Annotated in this window: 18 protein-coding genes and 1 other RNA gene; 13 read left to right on the top strand and 6 right to left on the bottom strand. The window is 67.2% G+C overall.

The window, feature by feature from the left end:
- Positions 1 to 53 precede the first annotated feature (53 nt).
- The 11 genes from F8E02_RS03825 to F8E02_RS03775 all read left to right on the top strand — a co-directional run bounded on the left by F8E02_RS03825 (position 54) and on the right by F8E02_RS03775 (position 10,056).
- Positions 54 to 1,082, top strand: a complete 1,029-nt coding sequence (locus F8E02_RS03825) for an AI-2E family transporter (RefSeq protein ID WP_317064140.1) — start codon at positions 54 to 56, stop codon at positions 1,080 to 1,082.
- 31 nt (positions 1,083 to 1,113) lie between these two features.
- On the top strand, positions 1,114 to 2,775 hold the full coding sequence (locus F8E02_RS03820) for a SulP family inorganic anion transporter (RefSeq protein ID WP_317064139.1): 1,662 nt from the start codon (positions 1,114 to 1,116) through the stop codon (positions 2,773 to 2,775).
- A gap of 52 nt (positions 2,776 to 2,827) precedes the next feature.
- Positions 2,828 to 3,847: an AI-2E family transporter gene (locus tag F8E02_RS03815; RefSeq protein ID WP_317064138.1), complete on the top strand. Its 1,020-nt coding sequence runs from the start codon at positions 2,828 to 2,830 to the stop codon at positions 3,845 to 3,847.
- 81 nt (positions 3,848 to 3,928) lie between these two features.
- A complete protein-coding gene (locus tag F8E02_RS03810; RefSeq protein WP_317064137.1) occupies positions 3,929 to 4,450 on the top strand; it encodes a DUF1269 domain-containing protein in 522 nt (173 codons plus the stop codon).
- 91 nt (positions 4,451 to 4,541) lie between these two features.
- Complete coding sequence (locus tag F8E02_RS03805) at positions 4,542 to 4,940, top strand: SpoIIAA family protein (RefSeq protein WP_317064135.1); 399 nt, start codon at positions 4,542 to 4,544, stop codon at positions 4,938 to 4,940.
- An 84-nt stretch (positions 4,941 to 5,024) separates the two neighbouring features.
- Entirely contained in the window at positions 5,025 to 5,960 is a 936-nt protein-coding gene (locus F8E02_RS03800) for a PHP domain-containing protein (protein ID WP_317064134.1), read from the top strand.
- 190 nt (positions 5,961 to 6,150) lie between these two features.
- Positions 6,151 to 7,170: an AI-2E family transporter gene (locus F8E02_RS03795; protein WP_317064133.1), complete on the top strand. Its 1,020-nt coding sequence runs from the start codon at positions 6,151 to 6,153 to the stop codon at positions 7,168 to 7,170.
- Positions 7,171 to 7,314: 144 nt separating this feature from the next.
- Entirely contained in the window at positions 7,315 to 7,707 is a 393-nt protein-coding gene (locus F8E02_RS03790; protein WP_317064132.1) for a SpoIIAA family protein, read from the top strand.
- 35 nt (positions 7,708 to 7,742) lie between these two features.
- The gene (locus tag F8E02_RS03785) at positions 7,743 to 8,768 is read left to right on the top strand and encodes a hypothetical protein (protein ID WP_317064131.1); all 1,026 of its coding nucleotides are present in this window, start codon (positions 7,743 to 7,745) and stop codon (positions 8,766 to 8,768) included.
- 12 nt (positions 8,769 to 8,780) lie between these two features.
- An RNA gene (ffs, locus tag F8E02_RS03780) (signal recognition particle sRNA) lies at positions 8,781 to 9,091 on the top strand.
- A gap of 11 nt (positions 9,092 to 9,102) precedes the next feature.
- On the top strand, positions 9,103 to 10,056 hold the full coding sequence (locus F8E02_RS03775; RefSeq protein WP_317064130.1) for a malate dehydrogenase: 954 nt from the start codon (positions 9,103 to 9,105) through the stop codon (positions 10,054 to 10,056).
- Positions 10,057 to 10,083: 27 nt separating this feature from the next.
- Here the strand turns inward: F8E02_RS03775 and F8E02_RS03770 are convergent, their stop codons facing one another.
- From F8E02_RS03770 to F8E02_RS03760, 3 genes are read right to left on the bottom strand one after another with little or no spacing between them, the layout of a single operon-like run.
- Complete coding sequence (locus F8E02_RS03770; protein ID WP_317064128.1) at positions 10,084 to 10,338, bottom strand: elongation factor 1-beta; 255 nt, start codon at positions 10,336 to 10,338, stop codon at positions 10,084 to 10,086.
- Positions 10,339 to 10,341: 3 nt separating this feature from the next.
- On the bottom strand, positions 10,342 to 10,506 hold the full coding sequence (locus F8E02_RS03765) for a zinc finger domain-containing protein (RefSeq protein ID WP_317064127.1): 165 nt from the start codon (positions 10,504 to 10,506) through the stop codon (positions 10,342 to 10,344).
- Positions 10,507 to 10,551: 45 nt separating this feature from the next.
- Positions 10,552 to 11,154, bottom strand: coding sequence for an amino acid kinase family protein (locus tag F8E02_RS03760; protein WP_317064126.1), 603 nt, complete (start codon positions 11,152 to 11,154; stop codon positions 10,552 to 10,554).
- Between the two features lie 40 nt (positions 11,155 to 11,194).
- Here F8E02_RS03760 and F8E02_RS03755 point away from each other — a divergent pair, with 40 nt between their 5' ends.
- The gene (locus tag F8E02_RS03755; protein WP_317064125.1) at positions 11,195 to 12,871 is read left to right on the top strand and encodes a phospholipase D-like domain-containing protein; all 1,677 of its coding nucleotides are present in this window, start codon (positions 11,195 to 11,197) and stop codon (positions 12,869 to 12,871) included.
- 2 nt (positions 12,872 to 12,873) lie between these two features.
- On the opposite strand, the gene F8E02_RS03750 is transcribed toward F8E02_RS03755, so the two are convergent.
- Both F8E02_RS03750 and F8E02_RS03745 read right to left on the bottom strand, forming a co-directional pair.
- Positions 12,874 to 13,191, bottom strand: a complete 318-nt coding sequence (locus tag F8E02_RS03750) for a transcriptional regulator (RefSeq protein ID WP_317064124.1) — start codon at positions 13,189 to 13,191, stop codon at positions 12,874 to 12,876.
- A complete protein-coding gene (locus F8E02_RS03745; RefSeq protein WP_317064123.1) occupies positions 13,188 to 13,421 on the bottom strand; it encodes a winged helix-turn-helix domain-containing protein in 234 nt (77 codons plus the stop codon). Before F8E02_RS03745 ends, F8E02_RS03750 begins: the two co-directional genes overlap by 4 nt.
- Before the next feature lie 70 nt (positions 13,422 to 13,491).
- Here F8E02_RS03745 and F8E02_RS03740 point away from each other — a divergent pair, with 70 nt between their 5' ends.
- Positions 13,492 to 13,857: a hypothetical protein gene (locus F8E02_RS03740; RefSeq protein ID WP_317064122.1), complete on the top strand. Its 366-nt coding sequence runs from the start codon at positions 13,492 to 13,494 to the stop codon at positions 13,855 to 13,857.
- A 1-nt stretch (position 13,858) separates the two neighbouring features.
- Here the strand turns inward: F8E02_RS03740 and F8E02_RS03735 are convergent, their stop codons facing one another.
- On the bottom strand, positions 13,859 to 14,077 hold the full coding sequence (locus F8E02_RS03735; RefSeq protein ID WP_317064121.1) for a hypothetical protein: 219 nt from the start codon (positions 14,075 to 14,077) through the stop codon (positions 13,859 to 13,861).
- Between the last annotated feature and the right edge of the window lie 130 nt (positions 14,078 to 14,207).

The following is a 14,207-nucleotide window of genomic DNA, read 5'->3' as shown; positions in this document are numbered from 1 at the left end:
ACGACAGGATGCGTTACGAAGGGCTCATATGCCAGATCCACATACGGGAGATAGTGACCACCAGATACTCCGACACCGGTCTCCTGACGCTGATCCTCGCCCTCCTCATCTTCGCCGGGATCCTCATCGCCTTCTGGCCGCTCCTCGACGCCATCGTGCTCGCGCTCTCCCTCGCCGTCGTCCTCATCCCGTTCAAGCAGCGCCTGGCCTGCAGATCCTCCGACCGCATCGCCGCCGCCATCATCACGCTCCTCGCCTTCGCCTCCATATCGGGACTGATCGTCCTGACGGCGGCGATCGTCTACACCAACGCCGGCTACATCTTCAACATGGCAAACATCATCATCGGCTGGGTCGAGGCGCTCCCCGACGCCGGCATCCTCACCCCTGACGCGGTGGCCGAGACCCTCCAGGCCGTCGTCAATATCTTCGAGGCCTACCTCGCGAGCATCGCGATGAGCCTCCCCATGATCCTCCTGAAAGCCTTCATCTTCTTCCTCGCCCTCTACCTCTTCGTCCTCTCAGGCGACCACGTGGCACAGGAACTCCGGTCCGTCCTCCCCGAACAACTCGCTGCCTCGGTGAACAGCCTCTCGGGCAAGACCGTCGACACCCTCTACGCCGTCTACATCGTCAACGTCCAGGTGGCCCTCATCACCTTCCTCATCGCCGTTCCCTTCTTCGTCTTCTGGGGCTACGGTCAGGTCCTGGTCCTCGCCGTCCTGATGGGCATCTTCCAGCTCATTCCGTTCCTCGGGCCGCAGATCCTGATCATCTTCCTGGCCCTCTACGCCCTCGCCCAGGGGGACACATCAGGCGCGGTCGTGATGCTCGCCGTCGGCTACCCCCTGATCTCCGGGTCCGCCGACTTCTACTTCCGGCCGAAGATGATGGGGAGGCGGATGGCGATCCACCCCGTCCTGATGATGATCGGCCTCTTCGGGGGCCTCGCCCTCTTCGGGATCATCGGAGTTATCCTCGGCCCGCTCTTTGCCGCACTCCTCGTCTCCGCCTATGAACTCCTTGTCGTTCAGCTCCGCGCCGGGAAGAGCGAGCAGGCGGTCCTCACCGGGCAGGGGTAACTATATCCCGCGCCCCGCCCCCTTCCGGGGCATGCCCGCCGGCACACCGCAGTGGAGGAGGAGCCTTCCCGCCGACCTCGCCGCCGGCGCGACGACCGCCCTCGTCGGGATCCCGCAGGGGATGGGGTTCGCCCTCGTCGCCGGGATCGACCCCATCTACGGCCTCTACACCGCCGCGTTCGCGACGGCGTTCGCGGCGTTCCTCACCGGCTCCTCCTATCTCAAGGTGATGCTCTCAAACGTCCTCGCGGTCTCCCTCTTCTCCGTCCTCGCCCCGGTGCCGCAGGCCGACGTCCCGGCCACCCTCTTCGTCCTCACCCTCCTCGTCGGGCTCTTCCAGCTCGGCTTCGGGCTCGTCCGGGCCGGCAGCCTGACCCGGTTCATATCGAACGCCGTCCTGACCGGGTTCATCGTCGGGGCGGCGCTCCTGATCATCGTCGGCCAGCTCGGCAACCTCACCGGCTACGACCTCCCGAGAAACCCGGTCCAGATCCTCGCGGTAGTGGACCTCCTCACCCACACGGAAGGGGTCCAGCCCGAAGCGCTCGGCATCGGCCTCCTCACCATCGGCCTCGTCGTCGCCTTCCGGCGGGTGCCGCGCCTCCGCCCCGTCGCCCTTCTCCTCCCGCTCATCATCGCCGCCCCCCTCGTTCAGGCCGCCCTGCCGGAGGTCGCGCTCGTCGGCGATATCAGCGCCGTCCCTGCCGGCCTCCCTCTCCCCGTCATCCCGGATATCGCTCTCGCGCCCGGTCTCCTCGTCCCCGCGCTCGCCCTCGCCATCATCGGGCTCGTGATGGCCGTCGGGGTCACGGAGGCGATCCCGGAACGCGACGGGACCATCGCCGATGTGAACCGCGACTTCTCCGGGCAGGGCGTGACGAACATCGTCTGCAGTTTCCTCCAGTGCGCACCCTCGGCCGGCTCGCTCGCGGCGACGGCATTGAACGTCGGCGCGGGGGCAGAGACCCGGGCGGCGAACCTCATCTCCGGGGCCATCGTCGGGGCGATCATCATCGTTGCGGGACCGCTCGCGGAACAGATCCCGCTCCCGGCCCTCGCCGGCATCCTGATCCTCATCGGGGCCGAACTCATGTACCGGCCGAGGGAGATCACCTGCATCTGCAGGTACTCCCGCCCCGGACGCTGGGCGATGCTCGCCACCTTCGTCTCCACCCAGGTCCTCCCGCTCCAGTACAGCATCTACGTCGGCGTCTTCCTCTCGCTCGGCATCTACCTGGTCACCTCCACCCGCGAGGCCTCCGTCGTCCGCCTCGTCCCGGTCGGGGAGGGGATGTTCCGCGAAGAGCCCCCGCCGGGCCGGCTCACGGCAGGCCGGCTCACCGTCCTCTCGGTCTCCGGCAGCGTCTACTTCGCCACCCTCCGGGCGATCGAACGCTCGCTCCCCTCCCCCGAAGGGGTCGAAGGCGCCGTCGTCGTCCTCGCCCTCCGGGGGAGGGTCGAGGCCGGGAGCGGGCTCTTCCGGATGCTGGAGCGCTACGCCCGGCAGGTCGGCGCCCACGGCAGCCGGCTCGTCCTCGCCGAAGTCGACCCGAAGCTCCTTGCGGGTCTCGAAGAGACCGGGACCGCCGCCGCCGTCGGCCGGGAGAACGTCTTCGTCGCGACGCCGGTCATCGGGGAGTCGCTTCGGGAGGCGATCCGGGCCGGGGAGGCCCTGGCCCGGGAGAGGGGCTGAACCTGTCCGGAAAAACTCTATCTCGTCGGGCGCCCAAACCATCCCTGTAGATATGGCCAGGAACCTCTCTCCCCCTGCCCGGATCGCGATCGTCGGGGCCGCGGTCGTCATCGTGCTCGCGGGGGTCCGGACCGCAACCCCGATCCTCGGCCCGTTCCTCGTCGCCGTCTTCTTCGCCATGATCACCGCGCCCGTCATGACATGGCTGACCCGCCGCGGGATGCCGCGGATCCTGGCCGCCGGAGCGGTGGTCGCCGGCCTCGCCGCGCTCCTCGCCGGGACGGTTGCCTTCCTCGCGGCGGCCCTCACCGGGTTTATTCTCTCTCTGCCGCAGTACGAGAAGGCGCTGGAGGCGCAGGTCGCCATGCTCGCCGGGTACGGCATCGACCCTGCGAGCATCAGCGTATGGGACTATGTCGACCGCGGATACGTGATCCAGCAGATTGCCGGGCTCGCCCAGCAGCTCGGATCCGTCGCCTTCGACGCCGTCATCGTCTTCATCGCGATCGCCTTCCTCCTCATCGAAGCTCCGCGGCTCGCGGCCGTGCTCGCCCGGCGCCTGGGGCCGGAGAGTTCTCCTTTCCAGCACTTATCCCAGTCGGGCCGGCTCCTCATCGACTACGTGCTGGTCAGGACCAAGGTGAACCTGATCACCGGCGTCGGGACCGGGCTCTTCCTCGCCCTCCTCGGGGTCGACTTCGCGGTGCTCTGGGGATTCATCGCCTTCGTCCTGAGTTACGTCCCCTACGTCGGTCTCCTCACCGCCGCGATCCCGCCCACGCTCCTCGCCCTCATCGAGTACGGACCGGCGGGAGCAGTGGCCGTCATCGCCGCGATCGCCCTCATAGACGCCGCCGCCGAGAACCTCTTCCTCCCCCGGATGGCCGGGAGGGAACTCGACCTCTCGCCGTTCGTCGTCCTCTTCTCCATCGTCTTCTGGGGCTTCGTCTTCGGGGCGGTCGGGGTCTTCCTCGCCATACCCCTGACGATCGCGGTGAAACTCTTCCTCGAGAGCTGGGAGGAGACCCATTGGATGGGGGAACTGATGGGCTCCGGGGAGCGAAGGGGATAACACCCGACCATTCCCGGACCGACCGCAGAGGATATATATCCCGGAAGATATCTTCGGCCGCATTTATGTGCGGGAGGAGTTATGAGTGATCTGATTGCCATCGCCTATGATGGCGAGGATACCGCGTTCCGGGTCAGGGACCGGCTGATCGACCTGACAAAGGAGCACACGATCGAACTCGAGGACCTCGTGGTCGTCGTCCACCACCGGGACGGGAAGACCGAGATCAAGCAGGCGACCAACCTCGCCGGCATGGGGGCGCTCTCCGGCGCCTTCTGGGGGCTTCTCATCGGCCTGATCTTCTTTGCCCCCATCTTCGGACTTGCCATCGGCGCGATCGCCGGGGCGCTCGCGGGACGCTTCTCCGACTACGGCATCGATGATAAATTCATCAAGGAGGTCGCGGAGAGCGTCGGGCCGGGCAACTCCGCGGTCTTCCTGCTCGTCAAGAAGATGACGCCGGACAAGGTGGTCGCCGCCATCAAGGACTACGGCGGCCGCGTCATCCGGACCTCGCTCTCGGATGCGGAGGAGGCGAACCTCCGCGGCGCCTTCGGTGCCGGGACGACGGCAACGGCGGCAGTCCCGCCGCCTACCCCGTAAACGGGGGGCGAGGAGGAGGAGCCCGGGCCCGGCGGCCTCCGCCGGGTGACGGCCAAAACCTTTTTCCGGTGCGCGCCGGAAGGGGGGCGCCATGCTCGAGCAGATGGAGACAGGTGCGGAGAATGTCGTCGGGTTCCGGTTCGACGGCGAGATGACGGACGAGGACTACGCCGCGAGGCTGATCCCGGCGCTTGAGGCGGCGGCAAGGAACCACCCCATCGTCCGGGTCATCTTCTCGGTCGTGGACTTCCACGGCTGGAAACCCCGCGGGCACTGGGAGGCCCTCAAGCGGTGGTACGGGATCGGGCAGGTCGACAGGATCGCCATCACCGGCGGCGAGAAGTGGGAGGAGTGGATGCACCGCCTGCCCGGTCTCTTCGTCGGGTTTACCGGGATCGACGTCCGCTTCTTCTCCGACGACCACCTGGAAGCGGCCCTCGACTGGCTGCGAGAGCCGATACCGACGGGGGAGGCAGCGGAGGCGGTATAACTGCCGTCGCGGCCTGATCTGCGGGGAACCGGCAACCCTTTTTATCCCCGGCAACCAACCGGTGATCGAACAGACAGCGATCCCATGCGTTATCACAAGGATATCATATTTGAGAAGCCCCGAGCAGAGGAGATCCGGCGTCTCGGGCTGCTCCCGGCGGACCTCCACTTCCACACCCGCCACTCCGACTCCGTCACCTCCGTCCGGGACGCTCTGAAGCTCGCGGCCCGGCGGGGGATCGGGCTTGCGATCACCGACCACAACCAGACGAGCGGCGTCGTCGAGGCGGGCCGGCACAAGAGCAACGTCTCCCTCATCCCCGGGATCGAGGTCAGCGCCAGCGACGGTCCGCACCTCCTCCTCTACTTCTACTCGGCCGCCGATCTCGTCGACTTCTACCGCCGCCACGTCGAGAAGAACCGTGGAGAGGGTCCGTTCACGGCAATTCGTCTCGACACCGAGGAGATACTCGATCGCCGCGAGGGCTACGCCTGCATCGCCGCCGAGGCGCACCCCTGCGGGTATGCGTTCCTGAACCGGGGGGTCGAGCGGTGCGTCGCGGGCAGATGCATCGGCCAGGAGGTCTTCTCCCGCCTCGACGCCCTCGAGGTGATCTGCGGCGGGATGGCCCGGTCCCACAACCTGAAGGCCGCCGGGCTCGCCGCCGCCCACCGCCTCGGCCGGACCGGGGGGACCGACGGCCACCTCCTCCACGAACTCGGCGGGGTCGTCACCTGCGCCGAGGCCGAAACCGTGGAGGAGTTCCTGGACGCCGTCGCCCGGAGAGAAACCGTCATCATCGGCCGCGAGCGGCCGCTCGTCGAGAAGGCGGTGATGGGGACGGCAGTCCTCCCGCACCACCTCCCCTACACCGTCCCCATCCTCCGGGCCCGGTGGGAGCAGGGCTTCCCCCGGATACGGAAGTTCGTCCGCGGCAGGCTGAACAGGGCGGTCTTCCCCCGCCCCGACGGTGAGGAGGACGCCGCGGCCGACTCCGCCGCACGGGGCGGCGCCCGGTAGAGGCCGCCACCCGGAGACCGGGTACGCTTATATACGAGGACCAGACCTCTTCCCGTGATGACGTTACGGCAGGCGCGGCGTACCGGTGAGCCCGCGCGTGAAGCAAAGGATATGCCGGCGGGGAAGAGGTTCGGGCGGACCGGCGGAGTCCTGAAAGGAGGGGGCCGGATTACACCCGCGCACGACTGAAATGCAGCCCTCCTCGTCCACGCTCGCCTCGCTCGCCCGCGTCCTCGTCATCGGCGCCATCCTGGTCGCCGGGATGCACGTTGCCGCCCCGCTTGCAAACCCGGTCCTCGCGGCCCTCGTCATCTCCGTCGTCGCCTCTCCGGCCGTCCGCTGGCTGGAGCGGCGAGGATTCCGGCGATGGATGGCGGTCCTCGCCCTCGTCGGGCTCATCGCCGGAGCGAGCCTGCTCCTGATCGCCGTCCTCGGCATCTCGCTCCTCCAGATCGAACAGGCCCTCCCGGCCTACCAGGAGCTCCTGCAGGAGCAGCTGGCGCTCCTCGGCGGCACGGGCCCCGACCTCGGAGGGCAGATCCCGGGGGCGTCCGGCGACGCGTCTCTCCTCCCCTCCGTCGAGGCGGTCGTCGCGGGGCTCACGGAACTCGCGATCGACGTCCTGGTGACCATCACCGTCACGGTCTTCATGCTGTTTGAGTTTGCCGGGCTCCCGCAGAGGCTTCGCACCTTACCCGGCATCGGCGGCACCGATCTTGCCGGCCGGTGCACCGGGTTCTCCCGGAGCCTGAACGGGTATGTCGGCATCAGGACGCGGGGGAGCGTCGTCACCGGCAGCGTCATCGCCGTCCTGCTCTGGCTCATGGGGATCGACGCCCCGGTGCTCTGGGCGATCCTGATCGTGCTCTTCAGTTACATCCCCTACCTCGGCCTCCCTATCATCTCCATCGCCCCCACCGGCCTCGCCTGGCTCCAGCACGGGCTCCCCGGCGCCGTGGCCGTCGCCGCCGGGATCGCGGCCGTCGACTATCTCTCCCGGACCCTCCTCGCCCCGCACCCCGCAGAAGAAGAACTCGGCCTCTCCCCGCTCGTCATCATCCTCTCGGTCTTCTTCTGGTTCCTGGTGCTCGGCGTCCCCGGCCTCTTCCTCGCCGTGCCGCTGGCGCTCTTCGCAAAGGCGGTGCTCGGTGCCGTAGACGACACCCGCTGGCTCGCGGCGTTGATGGAGCCGGCCGAACAGAGCCCGTAGTTTCCGGAACGCCCGCCCCCTTCGCCGCAACGCACGAGGAGGACGGCGGCAGGGGATCCGGATCCCGTCTGCAGACGCCATGCCGGAGCAGGAGACCGCCGACAGGCCATACCTTTTTTTCTTCCGGGGCCCATAGAGGCACCCATGCTTGACCGGATGAAGGAAAGTTCAGGAAGTATTCTCGGCTTCCGGTTCGACGGAAAACTGAGCGAGATCGACTATACCACCATCCTGATCCCGGACCTCGAACGAGCGATGAGCGAAAACCGGAACGTCCGGCTCCTCTTCAAGATCGAGGGGTTCCGGAGCTGGAGGCCCGGCGAGGCCTGGGACGACTTCAGGCAGTGGCCCGGGATCGAGCGGGTCGACCGGATCGCCATCGTCGGCGGCGAGCGGTGGCGGGAGTGGATGAACCACATGCCGGGGCTCTTTGTGGGGTTCAACGGCATCGACGTCCGATACTTTCCCGAGAACCGTCTCCGGGACGCCTGGGGCTGGCTCAGGGAGGGGCTCCTGGTCCCGCCGCAGGCGGCATGAAATACGTATATACCGCGGCCCCCAACCCTTCGGGTATGCACTGTCCCGTCTGCGGGCACGACTGCGTCACCGACGCCCGCACACTCCTCGCAGAGCTCCCGGAGCGCTTCGCCCCCTGTCCCGACTGCATGGGGCTCGTCTACGATAAAAGGAGCCCTCCGCCCGATATCGGCACGGCCGAGCCCTGCCCCGCCTGCGGGAAGCGGTTCATCGACGAGGTCTTCGCCGGGATCTACCGGATCATGGCCGCCGAGGGCGACCTTGCCGGGACCGAACCCCTCGCGGCCGTCGGGATGCCGCTCGTCCACCCCGGCGTCCCGATGCGGAGAGCCCCCTACCTCCCGCCCCGGTCGCTCGTCCTCCTCTCGCGGTCGGTCGGGGAGCGGGCGGCCGCCCGGCTGCTCGCCGAAGTTCCGGAAGTCCGGGGCGTCGTCCGGACGGACGCCGGGACGCCGGGCGTCAGGGATACCGACGCGGCGCCGCAGACCTACACCCTGCTCGCCGGCTGCGACGTCCGGGCCGACGTCTTCCCGACCCGGAGCGGCCCGGTCGTCGTCTACAAGCAGCAGTCCGTCCTGCACGTCGAGTTCCCCCGGGACCGGAACGAGAAGATCCTCTCCCTCGAGCGGGAGATCGCCCGCCGCCGGCCCCGGACCTTCGTCGACGCCTGCTCGGGCGCGGGAACCCTCGGCCTTGCCGCCGGCCGCGCAGGCGTTCCCCGCGTGATCTATAACGACGCCTGGTACGCCGCCGCGTACTGGACCGCCTGCAACCTCCGGGCGAACCGGGAGGCGCTCGGGATCGAAGAGGTGACGATCCTCCGGTCCTACGAGAACCTCCGGCAAAATCCGGTCGCGCAGGACCCTGTCCTCGTCGCGACCGCGGCGGGCGCGCGGGAGGCCGCGGTCTACCAGGGCGACCTCCGGCTGCTTGCGGCCGTCCTCCCGCCGGAGGTCGATCTTGCCGCCCTCGACCTCTTCGAGAAGGCGGATGCCGGGAAGATCGAGGGGATCACCCGGGCCTGGCAGGCCAGGGTGGGCGGAGCTATTTTTATCCCGTAGACACCACTACATACGGGGACTAGCCTGGGTGGCTCGGCGTCACCTATCACCCGAAACCGCCGTCATGCGGGGGGCGAAGTCCGAGGAAGGCCGCAGCGGCTTGCAGGAGCTGTTGCGTCCCGACGGAGAAGCCTCGTCCCATGAGGTCGGCGGAAAGGAACCAAAGCCCCGGAGGGGGCGGCGACCTTTTGCCGCGGGTACCGGTTCAGGCCCGGAAGGGAGCAGACTTACCGTGGACGTTCGGCGCCCATGGGGTTGCGGGGTGGAGGAGGGATGCAGCGGTGAATGCCTGTGCGCACGGTCGACCGAGGACGCGTCCCCAACGGCGATCTCCATGGCAAAAGTAACGATTCTTGGGGCTACAGGGAACGTCGGCGTATTTGCGGCCCATACCATCTCCGAGATCCCGTACGTCAGCGACATGCTGCTCGTCGGGAGGCCCGGACGCGAAGATTTTCTCGCGGGCTGCTGCCGTGACCTCTCTGATTCATTCGCTGCACGGGGCACCGATGTCCGGCTCTCCTACAGCACCGCAATCTCGGACGCAGAGGGCTCGGATGTCATCATCTCCGCAGCAGGAATGCCGCGCAGGCCCGGCCAGGATAGGAACGACCTCGCTTTTGAGAACGCAAAGATCACGGCCGATACCGCCGAGATCATCGGCCGGTGCGCGCCGGACGCTCTTCTCTTCCTCGTCACGAATCCCGTCGACGCCATGACCGCGGTCGCCCTGAAGTATTCGGGGTTCAAACCGAGGCAGGTCTTCGGGCTCGGGACACATCTGGACTCCATGCGCCTGAAGTCCCTGATCGCGCGCTACTTCCGCGTCCATGTCAGCGAAGTGCATACCCGTATCATCGGCGAGCACGGCGAGAGCATGGTCCCGCTCTGGTCGGCGACGACGATCGGCGGCATCCGGATCAGCAACCTGCCCACCTTCTCGGGACTGCCCGCGCAGGAGATGATCGATACCGTCAGGACGAGCGGCGAGGCCATCATCAGGGGGAAAGGGGCTACCGTCTACGGGCCGGGCGAAGCGATTGCAACCCTTGTCCGGACGATCCTCGGCGACGAGAACCGGATCCTCACGGTATCCAGCCACATCACGAGCGAGATCCACGGGATCGGCGACGTCTGTATCGGCGTGCCCGCCCGGATCAACAGAAACGGTGTCTTCCCGGTGCCTATCAGTCTCGAGGGCGACGAGGTTGCGGGGTTCCGCGAATCCGTCGCAAAGATCAAGAAGGTCACCGCCGAAGTGATGGAACGGCTCGAAGAGGCCCGGTAAGCCGGAAAAAAAGGTATACGAATCCGCTCAAACGAGCGTGGATTCGACGATCTCTGCGCTTGCGACACCTTCAAGGTTCTGGAGCGCTGTTTCGACTTCGTCAGGAGCCCCGGCTTTGTCGGGGACGACGACGACGGTTTTCAGTGCCACGAGGCCAAAGCCGATCGGCTCTTCGCGGATCTCCTGGGCAGGGACGACCGCCCGGATCGCGGCCTGAAGCGCGTCACGGTCGACGTCGGGGGATTCGGGCATGACTCTTAAGATGATGGCTACGTTTCCCATCGGTCATGGCCCCTGGAACCCGCACTTCGGACATGTATAGGCTATGCTCTGTTCCCTGCACCGGTAGCACCTGTTGATCTCGTGCGCGCACTCAGGGCACGGGAACCAGGTGGAGCCTTCCTCGGCCAGCGTGGCGTTGCAGGAGGTACATCGGTCTTGCGCTGTCATCGTTTTTCCTCGAAAGAGTAACTTATCATATCTCCCCCGCGGCAATTAAAATCTCGGATCGATGAGCGTCCCGATGACCTCCTCGTCGAGGAGAGCACGGCGGATCCGGTCGTCGTGTCTCCCGCTGACCACCCGCGCCTTCAGACCGTGCTGAAAGACGAACCGGATGAACGCGGGATCGACCTCGTCGGCGGCAAGATCGGGGTCCTCGACCCGCGGCAGGAGCTTGCCGCGGCGATGGATGCCGTCGACCGACTTTAAGAGGAGGAGGTCGGCGGAGAGCTCGTCCGCGACCCACGCGGCGATGGTATCGGAGGTGACGTTCCAGGAGTGGGGGAGGGGGTCGGCCCGGCGGAGAGCACAGTAGGGGAGGAGGACCGTCACCTCCGTCGGCAGGGCGATCGCGGAGGTCGCCGGGATCCCCTGCGAGGCGATGTACCACCCGAACTGCTCCATGCCGGCGATCGCCATCCAGTGGGCGGTGGTGTCGGAGACGTTCAGGCGCCGGACGAGGTCGGCGAACTTCCCGCCGCCGGGGACGATCAGCACCGGGCGGCCGACTTCGCGGAAGGCGGCGAGCAGGTGACCGACCCGGTCAAAGAGGCTCCCGCCGACCTTGACGACCAGCGGGGGCGCGAGCATGCTCATATCGCTTTGCTATTAAACCGGCCGCTACATAACCCTGCGTATGCGCCGGATCCTCGCGGCCGTACTGCTCCTCTGCCTCATCGCCGGCACGGCCGGCGGTATCGCGATCGTCGAGTTCTGTCCCGACCCCTATCTTGCCGGCGACCTCGACGAGTACCTGGTGATCGAGGGGAAGGGGGTGCTCGACGGGTTCGTCGTCTCGGACGGCGAGGGCGGGTTCCGGTTCCCGGCGGGAACGAGGATCGACGGGCGGCTGATAATCGCGCGGAGCGGCCCGGCCTTCGAGCAGACCCACGGCTACCCCCCCGACTTCGAGATGGAGGGACGGACGGAACGCATACCGGACGTGATCCAAAACGGGAACCTCCTGATGGCGAACCAGGCCGACGAGCTCCTCCTCTACCACGGGACCACCCTGGTCCAGCAGGTCGCCTGGCCCGCCGACGTCCGGCCCCGGCAGGGGCAGGTCCATTACTTCGAGGACGGCGTCTGGGACCCGCGCCCCTTCTTCATCGGCCAGTCCCGTTTTATGCCCGCGACCTTCGAGAACGTCGCGGTGACCGCGTTCGTCGCTCCGGACTGCTCGTATGGGGCCTTCTCGGCGGCCGTTGCGCGCGCACAGCACGAGATCCTCGCAAACGTCTACGAGTTCACCGACCGGGGCATGGCAGAAGACCTCATCCGCGCCCGCGAGCGGGGCGTGGCCGTGACCGTCCTCCTCGAGGGCGGGCCGGTGGGCGGCGTCTCGCCCGAGGGGCGGGCGGTCGCGGGCGCCCTCAACCGGAGCGGGATCGTCGTCCTCTCGATGGAGACGACGGATGCGGCCCACGCGCGGTACCGCTACGACCACGCGAAGTACCTCGTCATCGACCGGAGGCTGGTCCTCATCGGGAGCGAGAACTTCAAGCCCGGCGGCTACCCGGTGCCGGGGCTGCAGGGCAACCGCGGGTGGGGCGCCTGCCTCGAGGACGCCGGGCTCGCCGCCTACTTCCGTGACGTCTTCCTCTCCGACGCCGCAGGCAGGGACATCGTTCCGTTCAGGGGGACGGAAGCGGAGCTCCGCACGCCCTGGGCGCCCGCCTACACGGTGGAGTTCGCCGCCTGCCGCGCGGAGGGGGCGCGGGTGACCCCGGTCCTCTCCCCCGACACGAGCGCTCTCATCCTCGACCTGATCGAGGGGGCAGAGGAGAGCATCGCGATCGAGCAGGCCTACATCACGAACGAGACCACGTACGAACTCAACCCCTACCTCGCGGCCGCGATCGACGCCTCACGGCGAGGCGTCGCGGTCAGGGTCCTCCTCGACGCCGCCTGGTTCAACACCGCGGACGATGCGGACAACGACGAGATGGTCGGGCTCATCAACCGGATCGCCGCGGCCGAAGGGCTGCCGCTCGAGGCCCGGCTCGCGGATCTGGAGGCGAACAACCTCGCCAAGATCCATAACAAGGGCGTCGTCGTCGACGAAAAAGCGGTCCTCGTCAGCAGCGTCAACTGGAACGCCAACTCGCCGGCGTTCAACCGGGAGGCGGGCGTGATCATCGAGCACCCGGGGATCGCCGCCTATTACGCAGAGGTCTTTGAGGACGACTGGGACGCCGCAGGAGAGGCGGGGACCGGCAGGGTCGGGGGACTCGACCGGCTCAAACTGATGGCGGCGGCCTGTATCCTCATCGGTCTCGCCGTGCTCTACCTCTACCGGCGCCGACGCACCTGACGCTATCGGCGGCCCGGAAGGTCGGTGGAGCGGCAGACGTCGCAGATGGTGATCGTCCCCTCGCCTGAGGCGACCGCGGAGACCCAGCGCTCGATGACCGTATCGAGGTCGCCGGGGAAGTCCTGCCGGGAAAAGCCGCGTTTCCGGCTCATATACTGGGAGATCGCGGCCCTGCTGATGCCGAGGCGCTTGGAGGCCTCGCTCTGGCTGATCCCGCGCTCGTTCACGAGCCGGTAGACCATCTCCGCGCGCATCTGGGGAAGGGGCATCCGCGCGAGGGTGTCGCAGCGCATGATGTCGCAGGAGGGAGGTTCGGTCATTGCACGGGCACCAGCCGGGAGTCCTTGTACTCGTAGAGGATCTGCCGGGCGTCGCGGAAGTTGAACTTCTCCACGATCATATCGTTGTCCTTCAGCCTCTTTAAGGCGTAGCGGACGGTGCGGGGTGCGAGGCTGCTGAGGCGGACGAGTTCCTTGTGGGTCAGGGCACCCCCGTCCTCGAGCAGCAGGAGGATCTTCTTCGAGGAGGGGGGAAGGTTCACATCATCCATGCAGGATAGTTAACGGTGTTAACATATCAAACTGACGGTAGTTATAACCTCCCGGGCCCATCGGGTACGTATGCTTGAGTGGCAGGAGAAAACGGCGCTTCTTGTCCTCGTCTGCGTCGTCGGGATCGTGCTTGCGGGGCATCTCCTCTTTGATGCCGCCGGCCGGCCGCTCTTCGCCGTCCCGTACTCCGTGGAGGTCCCGGACGGGGCCCTCGTCGTCCTCGAGGGGAGGATCGAGGGGGTCGCGGAGACCTCGGCCGGGGGGCACCTGATCCTCACCGTCAACGGCACCCCGGTCTTCCTGGCGCAGAACGTCGCCGCCGGCCTCGAACTTGCAAAAGACGAGAACGTAACCCTTTACGGCGTCGTGCAGACCTACCGCGGGAAACGGGAGGTGGTCGTCTCCTCCGCGGCAGACCTCCGGGTGCTCAAATGACTTATTTCGTCCCGGTATAGAAGATATCGGCACCGCTGTCGTCGCCCCCGATACGGGGCCTCGTGTGCCGCGATTTCGCGGGGTCCCGCTCCACCTTCTCCGTCGCCGTTCCGGGCTCCCGGCGGTCGGGCGCCGGGGTATCGTCGCCCTTCTTCTTCCTTCCTCCCTCCACGCCGCTCCCGGAGGGGAGATCTCCGTCGTTGATCCGCACGCTCGGCATACAGGAGAATCGACGGGGCCGGTATATGACACCTTGGATCGCCAGAACAGCCCGGGTTGGATTTTTCAAGGGAAAACGCGCATCCTGCGGGCAGTGGACCGGAACGCATTAGTCTAAGGCAGTAGAACCT

The organism is Methanoculleus caldifontis (assembly GCF_032842345.1).
GTDB lineage: Archaea > Halobacteriota > Methanomicrobia > Methanomicrobiales > Methanoculleaceae > Methanoculleus > Methanoculleus caldifontis.
The sequence above is the reverse complement of the archived record's forward strand: the minus strand, read 5'-3'. Positions and strand labels throughout refer to the sequence as shown.